The 20,708-nt window shown below is 51.4% G+C and carries 20 protein-coding genes; all 20 read right to left on the bottom strand.

What is annotated here, in order from left to right:
• Nucleotides 1-185: hypothetical protein (locus HZB62_14130; GenBank protein MBI5076287.1), on the bottom strand; the 185-nt coding region annotated here is incomplete at its 3' end.
• 508 nt (nucleotides 186-693) lie between these two features.
• Nucleotides 694-3,849 carry a multicopper oxidase domain-containing protein gene (locus tag HZB62_14125; GenBank protein MBI5076286.1) on the bottom strand — a complete coding sequence of 1,052 codons (3,156 nt, stop codon included), beginning with the start codon at nucleotides 3,847-3,849 and terminating at the stop codon, nucleotides 694-696.
• Nucleotides 3,850-5,317: 1,468 nt separating this feature from the next.
• On the bottom strand, nucleotides 5,318-5,644 hold the full coding sequence (locus HZB62_14120; GenBank protein ID MBI5076285.1) for a hypothetical protein: 327 nt from the start codon (nucleotides 5,642-5,644) through the stop codon (nucleotides 5,318-5,320).
• Nucleotides 5,645-5,705: 61 nt separating this feature from the next.
• A complete protein-coding gene (locus tag HZB62_14115; protein ID MBI5076284.1) occupies nucleotides 5,706-6,071 on the bottom strand; it encodes a hypothetical protein in 366 nt (121 codons plus the stop codon).
• Nucleotides 6,072-6,193: 122 nt separating this feature from the next.
• Nucleotides 6,194-6,544 (bottom strand): four helix bundle protein, encoded by a 351-nt coding sequence (locus HZB62_14110; GenBank protein MBI5076283.1) that lies wholly within the window; start codon nucleotides 6,542-6,544, stop codon nucleotides 6,194-6,196.
• A 151-nt stretch (nucleotides 6,545-6,695) separates the two neighbouring features.
• Nucleotides 6,696-8,567, bottom strand: coding sequence for an amino acid ABC transporter substrate-binding protein (locus HZB62_14105; GenBank protein MBI5076282.1), 1,872 nt, complete (start codon nucleotides 8,565-8,567; stop codon nucleotides 6,696-6,698).
• Complete coding sequence (locus HZB62_14100; GenBank protein MBI5076281.1) at nucleotides 8,567-9,082, bottom strand: SCO family protein; 516 nt, start codon at nucleotides 9,080-9,082, stop codon at nucleotides 8,567-8,569. The genes HZB62_14105 and HZB62_14100 overlap by 1 nt, the downstream gene beginning before the upstream one ends.
• A 149-nt stretch (nucleotides 9,083-9,231) precedes the next feature.
• Nucleotides 9,232-10,125 carry an FKBP-type peptidyl-prolyl cis-trans isomerase gene (locus HZB62_14095; protein ID MBI5076280.1) on the bottom strand — a complete coding sequence of 298 codons (894 nt, stop codon included), beginning with the start codon at nucleotides 10,123-10,125 and terminating at the stop codon, nucleotides 9,232-9,234.
• A gap of 553 nt (nucleotides 10,126-10,678) precedes the next feature.
• Nucleotides 10,679-10,891, bottom strand: a complete 213-nt coding sequence (locus HZB62_14090) for a type II toxin-antitoxin system HicA family toxin (GenBank protein ID MBI5076279.1) — start codon at nucleotides 10,889-10,891, stop codon at nucleotides 10,679-10,681.
• The gene (locus HZB62_14085) at nucleotides 10,884-11,120 is read right to left on the bottom strand and encodes a type II toxin-antitoxin system HicB family antitoxin (GenBank protein MBI5076278.1); all 237 of its coding nucleotides are present in this window, start codon (nucleotides 11,118-11,120) and stop codon (nucleotides 10,884-10,886) included. The genes HZB62_14090 and HZB62_14085 overlap by 8 nt, the downstream gene beginning before the upstream one ends.
• A 172-nt stretch (nucleotides 11,121-11,292) precedes the next feature.
• Nucleotides 11,293-11,622, bottom strand: coding sequence for a type II toxin-antitoxin system PemK/MazF family toxin (locus tag HZB62_14080; protein MBI5076277.1), 330 nt, complete (start codon nucleotides 11,620-11,622; stop codon nucleotides 11,293-11,295).
• On the bottom strand, nucleotides 11,603-11,815 hold the full coding sequence (locus tag HZB62_14075) for a DUF2281 domain-containing protein (protein ID MBI5076276.1): 213 nt from the start codon (nucleotides 11,813-11,815) through the stop codon (nucleotides 11,603-11,605). The genes HZB62_14080 and HZB62_14075 overlap by 20 nt, the downstream gene beginning before the upstream one ends.
• A gap of 198 nt (nucleotides 11,816-12,013) precedes the next feature.
• Nucleotides 12,014-13,714: a sigma 54-interacting transcriptional regulator gene (locus HZB62_14070; protein MBI5076275.1), complete on the bottom strand. Its 1,701-nt coding sequence runs from the start codon at nucleotides 13,712-13,714 to the stop codon at nucleotides 12,014-12,016.
• Between the two features lie 9 nt (nucleotides 13,715-13,723).
• On the bottom strand, nucleotides 13,724-16,315 hold the full coding sequence (locus tag HZB62_14065) for a PAS domain-containing protein (GenBank protein ID MBI5076274.1): 2,592 nt from the start codon (nucleotides 16,313-16,315) through the stop codon (nucleotides 13,724-13,726).
• A gap of 48 nt (nucleotides 16,316-16,363) precedes the next feature.
• Complete coding sequence (locus HZB62_14060) at nucleotides 16,364-17,377, bottom strand: NAD-dependent epimerase (GenBank protein MBI5076273.1); 1,014 nt, start codon at nucleotides 17,375-17,377, stop codon at nucleotides 16,364-16,366.
• Between the two features lie 155 nt (nucleotides 17,378-17,532).
• Nucleotides 17,533-17,889: a four helix bundle protein gene (locus HZB62_14055; GenBank protein MBI5076272.1), complete on the bottom strand. Its 357-nt coding sequence runs from the start codon at nucleotides 17,887-17,889 to the stop codon at nucleotides 17,533-17,535.
• A gap of 9 nt (nucleotides 17,890-17,898) precedes the next feature.
• Nucleotides 17,899-18,249 carry a MarR family EPS-associated transcriptional regulator gene (locus HZB62_14050; GenBank protein ID MBI5076271.1) on the bottom strand — a complete coding sequence of 117 codons (351 nt, stop codon included), beginning with the start codon at nucleotides 18,247-18,249 and terminating at the stop codon, nucleotides 17,899-17,901.
• Nucleotides 18,250-18,538: 289 nt separating this feature from the next.
• Nucleotides 18,539-19,039: a hypothetical protein gene (locus HZB62_14045; GenBank protein ID MBI5076270.1), complete on the bottom strand. Its 501-nt coding sequence runs from the start codon at nucleotides 19,037-19,039 to the stop codon at nucleotides 18,539-18,541.
• Nucleotides 19,040-19,106: 67 nt separating this feature from the next.
• Nucleotides 19,107-19,820, bottom strand: coding sequence for a hypothetical protein (locus HZB62_14040; GenBank protein MBI5076269.1), 714 nt, complete (start codon nucleotides 19,818-19,820; stop codon nucleotides 19,107-19,109).
• 228 nt (nucleotides 19,821-20,048) lie between these two features.
• Entirely contained in the window at nucleotides 20,049-20,702 is a 654-nt protein-coding gene (locus tag HZB62_14035) for a DUF192 domain-containing protein (protein ID MBI5076268.1), read from the bottom strand.
• Nucleotides 20,703-20,708 lie beyond the last annotated feature (6 nt).

Genomic DNA, 20,708 nt, shown 5'->3' with positions numbered 1-20,708 from the left:
CCGCCGCCCTTTGCACTGCCGCCCGTTACGCTGTAATCTACCGTCACCGTCACCCCGGAGATCCCCGACAGATTAACTGTTATCAATGCAGGTGTCGCTGTCTCAGCTCCGCTTGACGCTGCCTGCGAAAAGGCTACGGTCGGCTCTGCCAGCGCTGCTTGAGGAAAGAATAATATCAGGAGCATAATTATACTGAATACTGACATGAGAGAAGCCCTTGTTATCAAGCTCGAACCTTTAGGAATTACAGACGTCATTATATTAGCCCTCCTCTTTATTTATCGGTATGCGGTGAAGTCCCGAAACATCAATGGGACCCTCAAAAAATCTGATATGGAAATAATTTATGAATACCTTATCCGGCGGCGTTATCTATTTTAAGTGCAACCTTTAAGACTTCGACACCGTTTCTTTTTCACATCGAATTGATTGTTATTATACCTTATATAATCGGCTGCCGGAACCGAAAACTTTAAGCACTGGATCGAACCGGCAGAATGCATGCCCGGTATTAACGTATGCTTTATATCAGAGCTGCCGGGGAGAATCTCAGAGAAAAAGCGCCATATTTTATGTTTTTAGGGGGATGCTGCAGTAGGCCTACAGGTTTGGTGACATCCTGAATAATTATTCTACAGGGAGGGCCAGTCGGAAAGACCGACCCTCCCTGTAGAAGCTAAGGGTTACTGATAATCAGGGAACAATTGTTGGATTTGTCCCTGTTCTATACGGACTGTCTATATATCCCGCTGCAACAACCTTGACACGATATCTGTAAGATCCCGTAGTGCGGCCGGTGAGCGTAACAAACCTGTTCGTTGCCGGCGGAGTAAGCGCCGCGGAGTATACAGGTGTCCAGGCTCCCAGATCCTTCGACTCTTCCAGCACAAAGGTCGCATTAGGAGTAGAGGTAGTCCCCCAGTAGACATATATGCTGCCTGCAGGCGCATTTGCCGGCACAACAATCCAGTTAGGCGTTACCGCAGTAGGCACAAAGATGTTAACTACGCACCCGTTGACGCCCTGGCGCCAGGCACTGTCCGCATAATTCGTTTTCGTTGCCATTACGCGATAGTAGTAGGTAGAGTTTGTGACCACATTCACGGTCGTAGATGTGCCGGTATTGTTATATACCTCGGTTGCACCGGTGAAGCTGGGGTTTGTGGCCTGCTGAACAATATAGGTTACACCCGGTGTGGCTGATGCAGTCCAGGACAATGCTATGTTGCCGGTCGTACTGGACCCCGGAACCGTGATAAATGACGGTCTGGCAGCAGCAAGCGCAACAGCGTAGCCAGTGGAATCAGTCCAGACACTGTCTACCATGCCAAGCTTGGTCGCCTTTACGCGATAGTAATACGTGCCGCTTGTGGACACATTCACGGTGGTTGATGAGCCGGTATCGTTATATACCTGAGTTGCTCCCGTGAAACTCGGATTTGTCGCCTGCTGAAGAACATAGGTAACGCCAGGCGTAAGCGATACGTTCCAATAGACCAGGACATTGCCAGTGGTGTTATTCACTGTTGCATAGATCCAGTTGGACTTCTTCACCTGCTCTGCCGTTACCGATGCCGTGTTGGAATATAATGAATTTCCTGCAGCATTATACGCCCTGATCCGGTAAACATACGTATGGCCGATGGCAACATTGGTATCGGAATACGTCGTTTCGTTAGCAAGGGCGGTAGCAAAGTTTGCATCAAAAGCACCGCCGTTGTCAGAACGCTCTATCAGAAAGCCGATTTCGTTCTGGGCAGGGTCAACCGGCACTGGATCAGTCCAGGAGATGTCTATCCGCAGCGGATTTATCAAAGTAGCAGACAGGACAGGTGCTTCAGGAGCAACCGCTGGAACATTAAATATGATCGGACGCATCATGTCATTTTCTTCATGACTGAGGATGTGGCAGTGCCATACGTATTCCCAACCCAGCGAAATGAATTCATTGTGGTTGTCACGGATAGCGCCGGTAACAGGCTCAATCTGCGTCAGTTCGGTCATTTCCAGATTTCCCGTTGGCCTTGCCGGATTCTTCGGTCTGTAACTGGTCGGAATGCCGAACGGAAGGTCAGGCTGGACAGGCCTCAGGGCAACGATCGTATCCTCAAGAGGACTGATCCTGACCGTCTCTTTCCATCCAAGCTCGGTCGGGTCAGGAAGCCTGAGGAAGCCGTCCCAGCCGACGCGGTTGATCACCTGAACATCAAAGAGGTGGAAATGGATCGGATGCGTATCCACACCGTTATGGGTGATCTTCCATACCTGGGTTGCACCCGGGGCAAGAATCTCGGTGGACGGGTCGTTGTACGTCTGGACAATGAAGTTCACACGCCCTGCGCCAGGGGTGATGTTTTCGATGCCGAGGGCTGCACGCATGCGGCCATAGTCATCAAAGGTCTCGCCCTGTTCGTCCTGAATGGCCTTGAACATCATCGGTACGCCGCCATGGACATTAATCGTCGGATCCAGAGGATGTGGGACCGTAGCGGTAGTATAAATGTATGAGGACTGATTGTAAGTTCCGTCAGCATCAAAACCCTTGAAATTGAGGGTCTTGCTGTTGATCTGGCCTAATCCCCAGTTGGGGTAGACGGACGGGAAGGTACGGTCGTAGGCCTTGTTATACGCGTCGTATGGCTTTGCATAAGGCGCAGTGTCAAACGGGAAGGCCTCATAATAGGCAGGATCACCCGTAGGGTTGATGTTGCCCTGTGCTACGATGATCGGGTCCTGACCGATCTCGAAGACACTCTTGACGCCAGTCTGCTGCGATGATGAGGTGAAGGCGCTGAACAGATTGGTTGAATCGTACGCAGTGCATCCTCCGGAAGCAACATTGATCTGCATAATCGTCCTGATGTTCGGGCCAAAACCCGGGATGACTTCAGTGTACCCGCCCATGTCAGTATTGTCCGGACTGCCTGTGTAGTAATCATAATGCGGATCTAATGCAGGCCAGGGAGCAGGCGCATCATTGTACAGGATAAGCGTCTGTCCTGCAAAAGCACAAAAGTCAACGATAACATCAGCACGTTCGGCAGGAGCAAGTATCAATGAGCCTGCGTTGACGTTGCCTGCATTGAATGTGGTAACGTCTACATTCCAGTTAACAGGATGGGCAGGGATGACAACCGGCTGAGGCAGAAAACCGCCTTCATTGCCGATCATGATCCAGTTCGGCCCCTTCTTTGTCCAGTCAGGAACGCCGCCCGGCCGGACGTCTGCAGGCCAGGTTGCAGGCCAGCCTGGTGTACCAGAATAATCTATTGCCGGAACCATCCTGACCTCTGTATTGGTTGCACAGCCAGGGTTGGGCAGTCCTGTGTATGTAGCACAGAGCGCAGCAGAGGCTGTTGTGAGCGTCCCTTCATCCATAGGGGTTGTCAGGTCGTCTTCAATCGCCGTATTCGGGTCCAGGGTATCAGCCACAAAGAGCGACAGGTTCTGGAACCGGTCATGTGCTGCATTCAGGATGCGCAGCCGATAGGCCTGTGGGTTAACGTTCAGCACAGGATATGCAGTGCCGTTGATAACAGGCGTATCCATGAATGCCTCGGCACCCCATGACGGATTAGGAGTACTCGGAATCTGCGGCATCTGGCAGAAGGGTGCGCCGTTGATGGTCGTGTACCCAGGGACATTAGCCTCATTCCAGGCAATATCCGCAGGAGTAAGGCCATCGCCAGGAGTAGGATCCAGTGTTGGATCGCAGATTCCGGCCTCGTCCCAATAAGGGTTGGGAATAGGCTGGTAAGGGTTATTGGTGGCAGGCCAGAAATAGGGGCCATAAGCCCATCTGCCGAGCGGCGCTATGCCGGTTATGTCAAACGGGTTCTGGGCAGGCATGTACACATGCGGCCACCAGAGGTCGCCGGTAACAGGCTGTCTGCCGTTTATTGCATGAACTGTGGCAGTTCCGCCTGTTCCTGAAGCTCCGTCGTTAATAGTTACTGTTTCTCCATTGGTATATCCTGACCCCCCGCCCGTAATGGCGATAGAATCAATAACACCACCGGTTACCGTTATCGTAGCAGTGGCATTGCTGTTAGTGCCGACAAGGGTAACAAGCCCTGCGGTATAACCAGTTCCGCCATTCAGGACTGCAGCGGTCTGTATTGAGCCGGTGGCTAATGCGCCGGTTCCCCAGTTCCAGGTAGGATCAGTCGCACCGATGGTGGCTGCATCTACAAAGGTCTTGTCCTGGATCACCAGAGGGATCTGATCTGCCGGGATGGTCCCGGCGGTAAAGGTCCGGCCGCCGAAGGCACCGCCGTAAATGAGTGCGTCTTCAAGTTGATCCTGGATAAGATATCCTGCTGCCTCACCTGCGTACACGTTAAGACGGGTGATGCCCCAGGCATGGTCATGATAGAACATCATCCTTGCGCTCTGCTGGTTGGTCCAGAAGAAGGTCTGCTGACCCGTGTTCGGCGCAGGGATCGGCATATCAGGCACATGCTCAACGCTCACGCCCTGGGGGTAAGCCGGATCGTCACCAGCAGGTGCGACCCACTGATGAGGTGTTCCGTCACTGATCCAGGGGCTTCGGCCGCCATGCAGATGCAGGGTGGCGCGGTTTGTGCTGAAATTGCCTAATACCGTGCCTGTTACTGCACCATCCTTGTCGATAGGGCTATAGTTGATCTCATACGGGCCTGAGCCCATGATGGTGCCGTCAACAGGCAGGAAAAGATCGCCATCGCCGCCACTCGGGTTGATCATATTCTTAAAGAGTACGCGCACCGGCCTGTCCTTCTGGGCAATGATCAGGGGGCCAAGATAGTGAATCGGATCCGCTGTAACCGTGTTGTCGCCCAAAACACAGGGGGTCTGCGGCGCAGGCAGAGGTGGCGGTGCAGGCAGTGCAGGATCATAGCAAGCACTCGTATCAGTGCCGCTATTCCCTTGCACATAACCGCGCAGGGTGGTCGGGTTTGCAAGATCCCTATGCATCTGCTCGCTGAACTGCCGCAGTTCGATCACATAGTAGTCAGAGCCTGGGTAGGTGACGATATCCGGGGTTGCGATCGGGATGTACTGTCCCAGATTATTTATGCCCGCGGCTGTGAGCTCAGGCAGCGTATCCTTGAATTTTCTGAGCGGCGGGCTGTATGCCCAGTTCGGTGAGGTGAGATAATCGGGATACGGGTCACCTGGCCCTGGTACATAGGGGGTGACTCCATTTTTGCTCAGGAAGGACTCTGCAACTCCTCCAGAGAGCATGACCATTATGGTCAATACGGTCACTATGTAGTAACTTACTGATCTGGTTCTCATAACTCCTCCATTTAGACGTTATTAATACTGCCTCTTCCTATTTCGATTTACGGAAGAGAGCGTTGCTGTCGGTTTTCGGAGCGGACTGAACATTCTTTGTCCGGACCTTCATCTTCTTGTCGCGCTGTTTTCGCGCGTCTTCCCGTTTTTTTGCACTCTCTATGGTCTCCTGAGACACGTTGCTCTGACTGGCTGCGTCTACTTGAGGTTTATCAGCCGGCTTTTGAACCGCAGCTTTCTTTTCCGCAGCCACCTGAGGCTTATCGACCGGTTTCTGAGTTAAAGCGCTCTTGTCTGCTGCTCCTGTTGTAAGCGGAAAACTGATCAGCAGGCTGCAGGTTGCTGCTGCCATCCATTTTTTCATTGGTTCACCTCCTGTTTTTTCATAATGTTACCGTCATCGATTGTTTCTGCAATACCTATAATTATCGGACATTGGCCTTTTCCCTGGCAGCAGACCTCTGATCTCTCGGTCCGCCGGGGTCAGTAATTTTGACGCTGTATTCGTCAACGAGACAGATGCACTGTCCTCCAAGAAATGGACTGTTCAGTTCAACCGTGATCTCCTTGTTGCTGCCGATCTTGACCACGCTCCAGCCTCCCGGTTCCATGATGTTGCTGAAGTTGGTTGCCAACGCATTGCAGCGGGTCCCGCAGAGGGAATGGCCTATGTCCCTGTCATCAGCGGCATTGGCCGGTACATAACGGTAATCGTTTACAAGGTAGATTGTCTCTGCAGCATGAGCGGCAGAGACAGCTGCAGGCGAGCAGGCGAGCAAGCTGCATGCCAAGAAAAAAGCTGCAAGCGACAAGGGGCAAGCCTGCTGCTTGGTAGCCTGAAGCTTGACAGCTTGGTAGCCTGAAGCTTGGCCGCTTGGTAGCCTGTTAGCCTGCTGTTTGCTGCTATGCATATTCAAGACTGTACCTTTCTATGAAAATTCCACAGTAATTTGCCGACTTCTGCTCGCAACGTTTCAAGTCTCTTAAAATCAGCCGCTTTCAGATACTCCAGTTTTAGTGAAAATTCGATCAAATACTCGGTTTCTGCCAACGAACCCAGTGCGATGCTCACAAAACGACCCAGCTCTTTGTCGCCATTTCTCGCGTAACCTTCTACGATATTTGTTGGCACAGAAAGGGCAGCTCTTCGCAGCTGAGAAGTTAATCCGTAGATTTCATCTTTTGGAAAGTGTTTAGTCGCTCTGTAAACTTCAAGCGCCAATTCATCGGCCTTCTGCCAAACTATCAGCTTCTTATAATTCATGGTTTACACCAAAGCTTGCTGCCTGCTGCTTGGTAGCCGCATGCGACAAGCGACAAGGGGCAAGCCTGCTGTCTGCTGCTTGAAGCTTGATTGCCTGATAGCTTGATAGCCTGCTGCTTGTTAGCCTGCTGCTTGCCGCTTAATAGCCTTATCATTGTGTCACCCATTCGCTGCGGCGTTCGAGCTTTGGAGAGGAGCCCTTGGTAAGCTGAACAATAAAGCAGCCTTTAGAGGCGTACCGCTGACCTGGTCCGAAACTGACCCGTTCGTAAAGAGGATAGTGCATATCCGGCATCATGCCGATGGTGTCAAGAAGAAAGTCCCGGTAGTATTCTCCGCGCATCTCCATCAGGGCCTTGCCTAATATATCGCCGGTTATGAACGACTGCCTTATGGCCTGAGGGTCAAAGGATTCCAGTTTTTTGCCCGGAATGATCTTTCTGATCTGATGGTCAAAGCGGGCATCATCATGAGGAAGCCGGTAAGGGTATGTCATGTAGAGCAGGTCCCGAACTTCCTCAGGGAGCGTCCAGAGGGATTTGCCGAGATTTGTTCCCGAGGCGATGACAAGCCCGGGCCGCTCAGGCTTTCCGACAATGCTGCTGACTGCCGGCAGAAGAGATGCATCATCCCAGATGAGCAGGGCTGCAGGTTTTTCTTTTGCAACGATCTGCTGCAGTTTTTCAGGTGTAAGTTCTTCTCCCTTTGCAAGCATGATATCCTGCGCCGGTGGATGGCCTGTCTCTGCCCAGCCTTCCCGGAAGCCTTCAGCAAGGGCCTGCCCTCTGCGGTTATCCCTGATGATCTGGACGATCGGCTTATCTTTGAAGAGATCATACATGCTGTGCAGGTACCGTGCTGCAGCTTCACCTTCCTGTTGCACGCCGCGGGACGGGTACAGGGTGTACCAGTCGGTTTTGGAGCTGACCGGATAATCTACAATCGGCAGCAGGTTCGGAATTTTGTTCTCCTCGCAGAAGCGATGGACCGGCTCCCAGTCTCCATTGGTAATACCGCCAAGAAGGGCGAATACGGGCTCTGCCTTATAATAAGCGTCGAGCTGTTGTCTCCAGGTAGATGACGGCCCTTTCAATATCCACTGAGAGAGCGTAAAGGTCATCTGGGAAAGATTTCCAAGCATGTTGTGGCCCATGCGCGCAACACGGTCGTTCTTTTTTGCGGCAATTGAGAGGCTGTTTTTGCGGTCAACGCTGAACTGAATGGGTGCAAGCATGGATTTGACTGCAAGAGGGTCAGTGCCCTCTACAATGACTGATGCAAACCTTATCGTGTTCTTTGTCACGCCCGGAGATGGCTGGTCAGAGAGTGTTTTGAGATAGGCGAGCAGTATTGCCATGTCCCGGTCGCTCAATCTGTAGCGCGGCATGGCTTTGGCCATCTGCCGGCCGGTCGGATCAACCCCGGCGCTCATAAGTGCAGAGAGAGTCTCATCGGTATAGGCAGGCCGCACAGGAAGGTACACGGCATAGTTATGTATCAGGGGGACAAATTCCGCTCCCTTGATATAGGGTTTCCGCTCCTGATACAGAACTCGTCCATTGGTCGGCGGTGTTACAACGCCTCCTTCGACAGAGCCGAGGCCGCTCCTGAGATGGCAGCTGACGCAGGTGAAGGCAGTCCCGTCGACCGGCACATCGCCGCTCACAAATCCCTGGAGGGGCTTGCCATCAGGCAGGATGCCCTCGCGGTATATGCGCTCACCAAGGCGCAGGAGCTCAGCCTGATCCATGTCTGCAGCCAGCGCCGTAGGCGGCAGGAAGAGAACTGCCGTGATGAGTAATGAGTAATGCGTAATGCGTGACGAGACAAAAGGCCGTGAAACGTGAAGCGTGAAGCGTGTAAAGGCCGTGATGAGTAATGAGTAATGAGTAAGGAGTGCCCGCCACAGGCGGGTCCGCCGAGGCGGAAAGAGCTGATGGCTGAAAGCTGACAAGCTGGCAAGCCGGAAAGCTGACAACTGATGGCTGAGAGCTGAGAGCTGACTGCTGATCGCTGATTGCATCACTTTATTCCCGCCCTCTGACTCTCGGCAAGGAACTCCGAGGTGCTCATCATGCCGTTGATCCTGACCCAGCTGTCTTCTTTGGGCATACGGATAAAGGTTACTGCATAGTGTGACATCTTATCCGGGATATAGGCATCGAATGCCTTCATGACCCGGTCAATATCCTTGCGCGACCCGGTCAGGAAGTCCCAGCCCGGCCTGGAGCGATACCGTTTTAGATAATCCTTGAGCACAGCGGGCTTGTCATTTTCAGGATCGATCGATATGGAGACCAGGTGTACCTTTTCCGAGCCCGCACCGAGTCTCTGCTGCAGACTGGCATAGCCTGCAGACAGGACCGGGCAGATGGTGGTGCAGGTGCCGAAGATAAAGTCAACGACGACCGGTTTTTCTGCAGAGAGAAAGTTCTTGAAGCGGACCTTATTGCCATCCTGATTGACCAGGGTGACATCAGGCATCGCATATTTCTCAACAGAGCGCTGATAGGTCTTGCTGTCGGCGTGAGCCGGCATAGCCGGCAGGCTGGCAAGCGCGAAAGCTGACAAGCTGGCAAGCGCGAAAGCTGGCAAGCTGGCAAGCAGGCAAGCTAACAAGCTGGATAGCCGACGAGCTGGATAGCTGAAAAGCCGGAAAGCCTGACCGCTGATAGCTGATTCAGACACTATTTCTTCACCTCAAGCAATTCGATCTCGAATATAAGCGTGGCGCCGGGCAGGATGAGATCTCCGGCGCCGATATCGCCGTATGCGATTGATGCGGGGCAGACCAGTTTGGCCTTGCCGCCGGGCTTCATCAGCTGCAGGCCTTCTGTCCAGCACTTGATCACCTTGTCCAGTTTAAACTCAAGCGGCTTGCCCTGTTTGGCAGAACTGTCAAACTCCTTGCCGTCAGGAAGCGTGCCGCGATAGTTGACCCTTACGGTATCGGCTGCTGTCGGACTTGTGCCGGCGCCTTCCTTGAGCGGCACATAGACCAGGCCGGAGGCAGTCTTCACTGCTCCCTTTTCTGCAGAAGCCTTGTCCAGAGCAGCCTTGTTCTGAGGAGCCATCTTATCGCCCTGAGCCTTGCGGCGGGCACGCGCCATCTCCTGGATCTTGTTGTTGTACGCACTTAATTCAATGCCCGGTTTTTTGCCGGTAACAGAGTCTGTTATGCCCTGCTTCACAATCTCGAGTTCAGCAGGGGTGAGGCTGAAGGGCGCCAGCGTACGGCCGACACTCAGGCCGATGGCATAAAGCGTCTTCTGCTCCTCGGTCTTCGGAGCCTCTGCTGCAAAGGCAGGCGTAGTTAGAGACAGGCAGAGGAATAGGTAAAGAACTGAGAGCTGACAAGAAGGCAAGAAAAAGCGTAAGGCGTGAATGCGTAAATGTGTAAATGCGTGTAAAGGCCCGACTGCTGATGACTGACTGCTGATGACTGACGGCTGGCAAGCTGGCAAGCCGGGAAGCTGACAAGCTGGCAAGCTGGAAAGCCGGAAAGCTGGAAAGCTGGAAAGCCGGAAAGCAGGCAAGCAGGCAAGCCGGAGAGGCCGCAAAGCGTTAAGCGTGAGAAGCATGTTGTATCTCCTGGTTATGATAGTTTTGATAGATGTCGCATTCTCTGAAATTACCGCCGCAAAATTTGATCACTTTTTCGATCATCTGACTGTTCATGCGTGAGCAGTAACATTCAGCATGCGGAGCCCCCAGATGTGGACACTTATCCTCATTGCATGATCTTTTCATATTCCACCCGTGTCTGTAATATGAAAATTTATTAACAATTAGCATGCCTGAAATGGAAAAAAGTTAATAAGGAAAAGACTTTAATAAAATAATTACGAATCAATAAGTTGCATAACAATAATATAATTGATGCTATAAAAAGTTGTTATATTGCATGTGCCATGACACATTACTGTGCGGCACGCTTGTGTGGCAGGGCAGGCAAGCTAACAGGCTGGCAAGCTGGCAAGCTAACAAGCTGGCAAGCTGGCAAGCCGGGAAGCTAACAAGCTGACAAGCTGGCAAGCTGGCAGGCTATCAAGCTGGCAAGCTATCAAGCTGGAAATCGTGAATAGTTCAAAAGCAAAGAATAAAAGACGGTGATTCATGAGACTTAGTAATGAGTTATTCAAACTCCTCTTCGAGTTCTGCAGCTTTGATGATCGACATTAGCGTACCCTTTGGGAGATCCTTCTTGTGATAAGGAACAATTACCCGTTTTTTTGTTGACGCATTGAGATAGACCCTGTGACTCCCGGTTTGATGATCAAGCGAAAAACCATTTTTCGTAAGTATCTTGATGAGTTTGTCTGGTGTTAAGGCCGGAACTTTAGGCATATTGAAGCGTCAGCATTCCCTCGAATGTGTCTGCATCATCACGAACAGGTTCCCGGTGCTTCTTCATGCTTGCCAGATATGCGGCTATTGCATCTTGAGCCATATTTTTTGCTTCGGTCATGTCATCGCCATAGGTTATGCATCCCGGTAGAGAAGGGACAATGACAGTGTACCCACCCTCTGGTTCAGGTCTGAATATGATCCGAAATGATGCTTTTTTTGTCTTCATGGGTATGCCTCCTTTGTAAAGATCTTTGGGGACGTTGTTTCTTATGTTGCATAACTCAATAAAGTTTATAGTTCCAGCCACTGTTTCAAGGCTTTGTTGAGCGATACAATATCCCTCTTTGTGTAAAGATCTTTGGGGACGTTGTTTCTTACGTTGCATAACTCAATAAAGTTTATAGTTCCAGCCACTGTTTCAAGGCTTTGTTGAGCGATACAATATCCCTCTTTGAAAGTCTCCCAACCTTTAGCTTAATCAGCCCGGTGTCCACGAGGACACAGCCACGCTTTACTGCTGAAGTAATATTCAGACCGGCATTGCCCCAATCACGCAGCTCAAATTCACCGATATTAAGATTTTCAATCCTGCTGGTGACAGGTACAACGAAAACATCTGAGTACCTTCCGTCTTCGGAGGACGCCACAACGGCTGGACGGACTTTTGTAGTTTTCAGGTCAGTAAATGGGTAACTGAGAAGGATAACGTCACCTTTTGAGTAGTTCATTGTAAACATCATCCTCTTCATTATCCCATATTCTTCCCAGCGATTTTTCTCCAAGAGTCGACCAGTAGGCAGTGTCCTCATTCACCGCTGGCGTCTTTTTCCTGCGATATTTCTGTTTAAGAAACGCGACAAAATCCATCACTTCCATTCTTGCAGCCGGCGGCAATGAATTGACAGCCTGTTCAAGTTTCATGTCGAAATTCTCCTTATTGACTTCCCTTCTCATACTCATATTATACATTTCCTGCGCGGAGGCGGCCCCATTTTCCCAGAAGTCGGGGCAGCTGGCAGGCAGGCAAGCTGGCAAGCTGACAGGCTATCAAGCTGGCAGGCTATCAAGCTGGCAAGCAGGCAAGCAGGCAAGCAGGCAAGCAGGCAAGCAGGCAAGCTTTCAAAGCGTAATATCCGGAATATTAAGGTCTTCGATCCTGCGGTACATGGTCCTTCTGCTTACGCCTAACAGGCGGGCTGCTTTTGCCTTGTTTCCCCCTGCCTTTCTCAGCGCCTGCATGATCTTTTCTCTTTCATCCGCCTGATCAGGGCTGCTGTCAGGATCCGGGCCCTGTTCGATAAAATTCTTTGGCAGGCATTGGTCTGTTATGATCCCATCCTTGCAGAGGATACAGGCATGCTCAATAACATGCTCAAGCTCGCGGATATTGCCGGGCCAGTCATGCTGCATAAAAAGGTCTCTCACGTCAGCCGAGACATCCCTGATATTCTTGCTGAACTTCTTGCTGAAGCGCTGGATAAAATGCGAGATCAGGAGCGGGATGTCCTCTTTCCTCTGTCTCAGGGCAGGAAGGACCACCTCAACCACCTTCAGGCGGTAATAGAGATCTTCCCTGAACTCACCCTTCTGTATTTTTTCGACCAGGTTCTTATTCGTGGCAGCGATCACCCTGACATCTACCCTGATCGGTGTTGCATCGCCGACCCGCTCGAATTCCCTTTCCTGGAGGACCCTGAGCAGCCGCATCTGGACTGACTGCGGCATGTCTCCGATTTCGTCGAGGAAGATCGTTCCCTTGTCAGCGAGCTGGAACCTGCCGATCCGGTCACTGATCGCACCGGTAAAAGCACCCTTTACATGGCCGAAGAGCTCGCTCTCCAGGAGGTTTTCCGGCAGCGAAGAGCAGTTGACCTTGACCAGAGACTTTGTGCCTCGTATGCCCTGGTAGTGGAGCGCCTCGGCAACGAGTTCCTTGCCTGTGCCGCTTTCACCCCTGATCAGCACGGTTGCCGGGAAATCGGCAACCTGCTCGAGAAGGCTGTAGATATTCTGCATCTGTTCGCTCTTGCCGATCATTTTGAAGAAATGTCTGCGCTCTCCCATGTCAGACTCCAGGTCTGCGATACGGGTCTCATCACTGAGCACCATCACTGCGCCTGAAAATTCGTTGTGGTGGCCGATCAGAGGAGAAGTGGTGATGTTGACCACCCGTCTCTCCCTGCCCTTGAGCTGACAGTCGATGTGGTACAGCTCAACCGTCTCTTTTTCTTTGATGGTCTTTGCAAGCGCTTCAACGCATTGTTTCAGGCAGCCGTTCGGCAGGGAACCTATCTGTCGGTCATGCGCCTTGTCGCGCGAAAGTCCGCAGATCGCCTCGGCAGCATTATTCATCTCTATGACCCTCATGTCAGGGTCCACGGTGATGATGCCGTCCCGAACGCTTCTGAATATCGCTTCAAGGTCGGTCCTGATGCGCCTGTTTTCATCAAGAAGGTCTTTGTGTTTCAGCGCCAGGGATGCAGCATGCAGCAGGGCCCTCTGCGTTACCGGCTTTGCTATGTAGTCAAAGGCCCCCAGCCGCAGGGCCTCTGCAGCGGTCTCCAGATTCGGAAAGCCCGTTACCATGACGACCGGGCAGGTGAGGTCTCTTGACCGTATCTCCCGCAGCAGGTCGATCCCGGTTTTGTCCCCTAAAAGGATATCTGCAAAGATGAGGTCAATGTCATCATCCGCAATGCGTGCAAGGGCCTCGTCGAACGACTCGGCAGTGGCAACCTCGTACCCTTCGTCTGTCAGAAAGGTCTCGAAGGTGTACCGCAGGCTCTCTTCGTCATCAATGACCAGAATTTTCTTTTTCATTCTTTATAGCTACTCCTTGTACGCCGGCAGAGAGACAATGATCCGGGTATATGCGCCTTCTTTGCTCTCGACAGACAGCCTTCCGTTATGGTCAAGAATAATCCCGTGGCTTATGCTCAGGCCAAGCCCGGTGCCGAGGCCGACCGGCTTGGTCGTATAAAAGGGGTTCATCACCTTATCGATAATATGAGCCGGGATGCCGGTCCCATGGTCCTCGAACACGATCTGAACAAAGGGTTTTTGATCGATCATCACTTCCCCTGCTGTTATGCTGAAAAGCTTGTCAGGGTCGGTCTGCGGATATTTCTGGCTGAGTGCATAACGGGCGTTATTGATGACATTCAGGAAGACCTGCTGGATCTGCTGGGCATGGACTTTTACGAGGGGGACATGAGGGTCTATGTCCAGTCTTAATGTAATGCCGCTTTTTTTCAGCTGCGTCTCGGCCAGGGCAAGGGAATCGGAAAGCACCTGCCGGACCGATACCGGTATTTTCTCTTCTTTGCGCTCGCGGGCAAAAGAGAGCAGGCTTGTCACAATGAAAGAGATCCGCTCGCCTTCCCTGATGATCCTCTTTGCGATGTCGAATTCCCTGGCCTCCGGGTTCGTGCTGTTGACGATGATCTGTGCATAGTTGATGATGCCGTTGATCGGGTTGTTGATCTCATGGGCAACGCCGGCTGCAAGCTCACCGATCGAGGCGAGATGATTTGCCCTCATCTGCTCTGCCTGTATGCTCTTTTTCTCGGTAATATCGGTGCTCAGCTCCATGACACTCTCGACCTCGCCCTGGTCGTTCTTTATCGGATAGGCACGCACTGCCCATATCCTGTTGTCAGGGGTGGATAGCTGAGACGTCTCCGCATTCCCTGACCGAAAACTTTTCAGAACCGGGCAGTCGTCGCACGGTCTGTCCTGTTTATGCCAGAGGGTGAAGCAGTGTTCCGAGAGCAGGGCTTCTCCGAAGTTGAGCGCCTGGAGCGCGCTTTTGTTTGCCCACGTTATCTTCAGGTCAGGTGACATGAGCACAAGATTGTCAGGTATCGCATCAAGGAGTACATTGAATTCCTGTGAGATCTGCCTGAACTTATTCTCACTCAGCTGCAGGGCTTCGGCAGTATGCTCATGCTCAAGCACCTCCATCTGGAGCTTCTCGTTTGTATGCGCCAGTTCAATAGTGCGCTGATCCACCAGTTCCTCAAGTCTGTTACGGTAGTTCAGGATCTCTTCCTCAGCACGTTTTCTGTTGCTGATGTCCATGAATGAGGCCATAAGACAGAGCGGGTTTCCTGAATCATCCAGCACGACATTTGCCGACAGCTCGACCGGGAAGACGGAGCCGTCCTTTTTCTTTGCCATTCTCTCTCCGCTCCAGCTGCCGGACTCCCTGAGAGCGTCCAGGATCTCCCTTGCATCGCCTTCGTCTTGTCCAAGCACATGAGAGGATCTTCCGATGATTTCGTGCTCCTCATAACCCCACATTCTTAGAAGAGAGCTGTTGACGTAGGTAATATTCCCCTGGAGATCGCCGATCGCAATGGCATTGATCGCAGATGATATGGCGCTCTCCTTTATCTTAAGCGTCTCCGCGTTTTTTTTCTGCGCTGTGATGTCCCTGGCAACATGGACAGACCCGATAAGGTTTCCCCGATCATCGGGCAGGGGGGAGACGCTTACGAGGAAGTATGCATTAAGCTCCTTTTCGTAGATCTCTGCTGCATGCTCCCGGCTGTCATGCAGCAGGCGTGCATGGGGACAGGTCTCTATCGGGCCGGATGTCTTGTGAAAGAGCTCGTAACATTTTTTCCCGAGGATATCTTTTGGGGCGAGGCCCATCTTTTCGGCCATGGCCTTGTTGGCCCGGACGATCCTGTGGTCCCTGTCAATGATCGCGATCAGGTCAGGGATAACATCAAAGGTATGTTCCCACTGGTGTTTTGCATTCACGATCGCTGTCTGCATGCGCCTGCCTAACCGTTCCCTGTACCAGAGCCCTATAATGGCAGCGCCGATGATGCCGGTCCAGGAAACAAGAATAAGGAGTATCAGTTTTTTCGAGCGCTGCTCATCCCTTTCCTGAAGCTCCTCGAACTGTTCATCAAGGATGAACGCTTTTTCAAGAAATTGATGGTATGTGCGATCCATGCTGTTTATCTCATGCGGAGACCTGTCCTTATGCACATTCTGTGCTAATTCCCTAAACCTGACGACCATGGAGCGGAGGCTTTCCATATCTTTTCTGAAGCCGTCATCCGGCAGGGGTTTGATCGCATGCCCGTGGAGCGTCTGCCCTCCGCGGAGCGCTGCCAGGGCCAGCTTCTCCGACCGGTCAATGCCCTGCCAGACCAGTGCGATGTCCTGGCCCTCTATTCCCCTGAGGTTCTCTTCCAGCGCGAGATGGGCCTTGCTGAGCTCGATCTCCATCTCATGGACAACGTCGGTATAGAGATAGAACTGCCGCATGCCCCTGCTGATATGGTCTGTTGCGGCAATGAGACCGATCGAGGTGATGCCAAGGACAAGGAGCACTATCGGCAGCCGCTTCAGCAAGATGTCAATGACCGCAGTTATCGGTTTAGGTTTTTGGGTTTCTTCTAACACCTGACGTCTCGTTCATTCATACTGTTTCTCTGTCTGACATTTTACGCTTTACGGCTTTTTGTAATAATCTTTATACCACTGAACAAACTTGCTGATCCCTTCTTCTATGGAGGTGGAGGGCTTGAAACCGACATCGTTGATCAGGTCGTCCACATCGGCATAGGTGGCCGGGACATCTCCTGCCTGCATCGGAAGCAGATTTTTTTCGGCCTTCCTGCCGAGGCAGGCCTCAAGCACCTCAATATAGTGCATAAGCTCGACCGGGTTATTGTTGCCGATGTTGTAGAGCTTGTACGGCGCATAGCTCGTGGCGGAATCCGGCTTATCGCCTGACCAGGCAGGGTTGGGGGCAGGGACGTTGTCCAGGACCCTTACAACGCCTTCAACAATATCGTCGATATACGTGAAGTCGCGCTGCATCTTTCCGTAGTTAAAGACATCGATAGGCTTGCCATCGAGGATAGCCTTTGTGAAAAGGAAGAGGGCCATGTCAGGCCTTCCCCAGGGTCCGTACACGGTGAAAAATCTCAGGCCGGTGCAGGGTATCCTGTAAAGGCTGGCATAGGAGTGCGCCATCAGCTCATTCGCCTTTTTTGTGGCAGCATAGAGCGAGACAGGATGGTCCACATTGTCATGCACGGAAAAGGGCATCTTCGTATTTGCGCCGTACACAGAGCTTGATGATGCAAAGACAAGATGCTTCACGTTGTTATGTCTGCAGCCCTCGAGGATGTTCAGAAAGCCGCTGAGATTACTGTCTATGTACGAATAAGGATTTATGAGCGAGTATCTGACCCCTGCCTGGGCCGCAAGGTTGACAACCGCGTCGAACTTTTCCTCTTCGAAAAGCCTCTTTATTGCCTCTCTGTCAGCAAGATCAATGCGTACGGGCTTGAAGTTCGGATCCATGGCGACCTGTTTCAGCCGGGCGAGCTTGATGTTCACGTCATAGTAGTCGTTCAGGTTGTCCAGGCCGACGACCTCGTCGCCCCGTTCGAGCAGTCCTTTCGAAAGATGAAAACCGATGAAGCCTGCAGCGCCGGTGATCAGTATCTTTTGCATGTCAGCTCCTTATTGGTAATGGGTGAAAGCGTAAATGGGTAAATGGGTAAATGGGTAAATGGGTAAATGGGTAAAAGCGTGAATGGGTAAATGGGTAAAAGCGTGAATGGGTAAATGGGTAAAAGCGTGAATGGGTGAATGCGTAAGCGCTGCTTCTATATGCTATTTTTTCCCTTCAGATGTTTTATGAAATTAAGCAGTTTCCGTCGAAGTCTTTCGATCGTTTCAGAAAGCATATCTTCTGCCGGGAACCCAAGCCGTTTTGAGATTATGATCTGAGTTTCCAGTTCTGCAAGCGATCCTAATGCTATGTAGAGGTATTGTATGAATTCCTTTCTGCTATTCCTCGCAGCGCCTTCGGCGATATTGGATGGGATAGAAACAGCTGCCCGTCTCAGCTGGGATGTTATCCCATAGGTCTCTTCTTTTGGAAATCTTCCGGTCATCTTGTATATTTCTTCCACCAGTTCAATGCCTATCTTCCATATATCAAGATCCTTGTGAGTAACCATGTCAGCTCCTTATTCGTGATCAGAAAACGCTTTCACGCGTTTACGCATTAACGCATCTTCAATGCGAAGCAGATCGATCTCCTGTTTAAGATGTTCAAATTCCATTGATTTACGAGCTAAGAACGCCCTGGTCTGAAGCAACTTTTCCGACACACCCTTGGGCGTGAGGATATACATGTATGCCATTTTGTTCTTCGAGTTCTTGAACCGCTCTGCCTTGATATACCCTTTTTCGAGCAGGGCATTGACAATATAGTTGACCCTGCCGAGGCTCAGACCCATTTTCTGCGAAAGATCACGCTGCGAAAGGGTGCTGTCCTTGGCCAAGGCACGGAGGGTATTAAACTGGGTCTCATCCATAAAAAATAGATATAAAGCAGGTTAAGGTAAAGACATAAGACAGATAACGAATAGGTATAGCGCCTACCTGAAGTTATCTTTACCTCTATCTGAGTATTTCATTTGCCTGCTGCGGGCGGGCTACCGCCCGATCATGACAATTGCCACTACAATAGGGAACTGCTCTTTGAGGGCTGCGTTCAATCACTGAACGAATTAAGAATACCCCAAAATAAGGGGAAAGGTAAAGAGAAAGGTAGAGAAGAGAAAAAGGAATAGGCTTTACCTGCCTTTGCTTTGTCTTTACCTGTTATTTCTCTGTCTCTGCCTTCCTGACTGAAACGTCTTCTACTTCAAGACGTGAGTTCAGGGCTTCGAGGAGGATGACAACCCTGTCTCTGCCCGGCACAGGATGCTGAAAGATACCGTAGAAATTGGCAAAGGGGCCTTCCCGGACAATCACCCGGTCGCCCTTCGAAAGATTTTCCGGTTTTGGCGTTATGACATCGCCTTCCATCTCTGCCCGCATGATCCCGATGATCTCCTGCGGCACAATAATAGGATGGTCCTTGCCCACAATATATTTCACGCCCCGGGTGTAGCGGATCATGTGGTGGTGCGTATCGTTGTCAAAACAGGCGAAGATGTAGCTCTTGAAGAGTGATTCAATGACCTGTTCATATCTGCCCCGGATATATTTTTTAATGCGGATCTTTGGGCTGATCACCTCAAGACCGGCGTTTCTGAGCATCAGGGATACAGACTCTTCACACTGGGGCTTTGTATATATGGCATACCAGTTCATTGGCAAACAGGTACAGCAGGCAAAGGTAGAGAGAACATCAGGTAAAGGCTGAGGTAAAGGCTGAGGTAAAGATTCACTGCAGTTCCCCATTCTTCAGCACAGTCCCCGGATTTTCAATGAATATCTTTCTTGCCTCGTCTGCATCAAGGATGCTGGTCACATCGCTGTAAGCACCTGAAAGCACCGGTGTTCTCCGGTCTGTGCTGTGCGCGTCAGATGCCACAAAATCAACATACCCCTCTTTGAGCAGATGCAGAGAGAACTTTTTGATGTTCCTGCCGAAATCGCCGGTAATGCTCATGGCAGTGAGCTGGAACAGAGCGCCTGATTCCCTGATCGCATCGGCTTTTTCGAAAGCTGAAAGCAGGCTGTAGTTGCGCTCAGGATGGGTGATGATCGGGACGTACCCCTTGATCTTCGCTTCAAAGATAAAATCATCAAGATGCGGAGGGATAAGGTCAGGCAGTTCAAGCAGAAAATACCGTGAATTGTTGATCGAAGGCATATCTTCCCGGCTGAGGGCCTCGAACAGTTCATAGGTGAGCCTGACATCAGCTCCGCTGTACAGCCTGACCGGACAGCCCCGTCTCACAGCTTCGTCCTGGACACTTCTGAGATTTTCCAGAATATCCTGAAAGGAAGGCTTCTCACCCTGCCGGAAGTGAGGAGATGCCACGATATGGCTTATGCCGTCCTGAGCTGCAATGTCGAGCATCTTCATGGTCGTCTCCATGTCAGGAGAACCATCATCAATGGCCGGCAGTATATGGCAGTGAATGTCAATCATTTAAAGACCGTGATGCGTAGATGGGTGGAAGCGTAAAAGCGTAAAAGCGTGAAGGCGTGAATGGGTGAACGCATAAGCGAAGCGACGCATCTACGCATATACCCGTATCCCCCCGTAAGCGAAGCGTCGCATCTACGCATATACCCGTACTCCCATGAGCGAAGCGACGCATCTACGCATATACCCGTACTCCCGTGAGCGAAGCGACGCATCTACGCATATACCCTTTCACTTCTCAATTACCAGAGTGTCGCCAACAGACAGGCGGTGCTTGCGGGCAAGGCCGGCGTTGAGCTCAAGGGCATATGCCGGCCGCTTCATCGGGAAATATACAGGGCACTTTTCACAGGGCTGCAGATCTTCGAGGATCTCGGTGATCTGCATATCCGGCCCAATGAAGATGATATCGAGGGGGAATTTCATGCCCTTCATCCAGAAGGCGTGTTCCTGCGCAATATCAAGCACAAAGAGCATGCCGTTCTCTTCAGGCATGCTCTTCCTTTGAGAAAGGCCTTTTTTCAGGCCCTGCATATCCTTTATCACCTCAACGAGGAAGGACTTCCCGGCTTTTCCCTTGACAATGTCACGAGTTGATCCGGGCTGTTCGCGGATGGTCACTTTTTTCAGAGCTGTTTTTTCTCCAGCCGAAATATCAGCGCCAAACGTCAGAACGGTTAGAGAGCAGAGAGCGTAAATGACGGTAATGCGTAATAAGTGATGAGTGATGAGTGAATGGGTGAAAGCGTGAAAGCGTGAAAGCGTAGAAGCGTGAAAGCGTAGAAGCGTGAATGGGTGAAGGCGTGAAAGCGTGAAGGCGTGAAAGCGTAGAAGCGTGAATGGGTGGAAGCGTGAACGCATAAGCGAAGCGTCGCATCTACGCATAAACTC

It is taken from the genome of Nitrospirota bacterium (assembly GCA_016214855.1).
Taxonomy (GTDB): Bacteria; Nitrospirota; Thermodesulfovibrionia; order Thermodesulfovibrionales; family UBA6898; genus UBA6898.
This window is presented reverse-complemented; position numbering and strand designations above follow the sequence as displayed.

Bases quoted from the DNA above. Each gene is read 5' to 3' on its own strand.
- HZB62_14035 (MBI5076268.1), bottom strand. From the start codon at position 20,702: ATGCGTAGATGCGACGCTTCGCTTATGCGTTCACGCTTCCACCCATTC.
- HZB62_14125 (MBI5076286.1), bottom strand. From the start codon at position 3,849: ATGCCTGCCCAGAACCCGTTTGACATAACCGGCATAGCGCCGCTCGGC.
- HZB62_14060 (MBI5076273.1), bottom strand. From the start codon at position 17,377: ATGCAAAAGATACTGATCACCGGCGCTGCAGGCTTCATCGGTTTTCAT.
- HZB62_14080 (MBI5076277.1), bottom strand. From the start codon at position 11,622: ATGAACTACTCAAAAGGTGACGTTATCCTTCTCAGTTACCCATTTACT.
- HZB62_14085 (MBI5076278.1), bottom strand. From the start codon at position 11,120: ATGAAGACAAAAAAAGCATCATTTCGGATCATATTCAGACCTGAACCA.
- HZB62_14100 (MBI5076281.1), bottom strand. From the start codon at position 9,082: ATGCCGGCTCACGCCGACAGCAAGACCTATCAGCGCTCTGTTGAGAAA.
- HZB62_14090 (MBI5076279.1), bottom strand. From the start codon at position 10,891: ATGCCTAAAGTTCCGGCCTTAACACCAGACAAACTCATCAAGATACTT.
- HZB62_14105 (MBI5076282.1), bottom strand. From the start codon at position 8,567: ATGCAATCAGCGATCAGCAGTCAGCTCTCAGCTCTCAGCCATCAGTTG.
- HZB62_14110 (MBI5076283.1), bottom strand. From the start codon at position 6,544: ATGAATTATAAGAAGCTGATAGTTTGGCAGAAGGCCGATGAATTGGCG.
- HZB62_14070 (MBI5076275.1), bottom strand. From the start codon at position 13,714: ATGAAAAAGAAAATTCTGGTCATTGATGACGAAGAGAGCCTGCGGTAC.
- HZB62_14055 (MBI5076272.1), bottom strand. From the start codon at position 17,889: ATGGTTACTCACAAGGATCTTGATATATGGAAGATAGGCATTGAACTG.
- HZB62_14120 (MBI5076285.1), bottom strand. From the start codon at position 5,644: ATGAAAAAATGGATGGCAGCAGCAACCTGCAGCCTGCTGATCAGTTTT.
- HZB62_14040 (MBI5076269.1), bottom strand. From the start codon at position 19,820: ATGATTGACATTCACTGCCATATACTGCCGGCCATTGATGATGGTTCT.
- HZB62_14095 (MBI5076280.1), bottom strand. From the start codon at position 10,125: ATGCTTCTCACGCTTAACGCTTTGCGGCCTCTCCGGCTTGCCTGCTTG.
- HZB62_14075 (MBI5076276.1), bottom strand. From the start codon at position 11,815: ATGAAACTTGAACAGGCTGTCAATTCATTGCCGCCGGCTGCAAGAATG.
- HZB62_14050 (MBI5076271.1), bottom strand. From the start codon at position 18,249: ATGGATGAGACCCAGTTTAATACCCTCCGTGCCTTGGCCAAGGACAGC.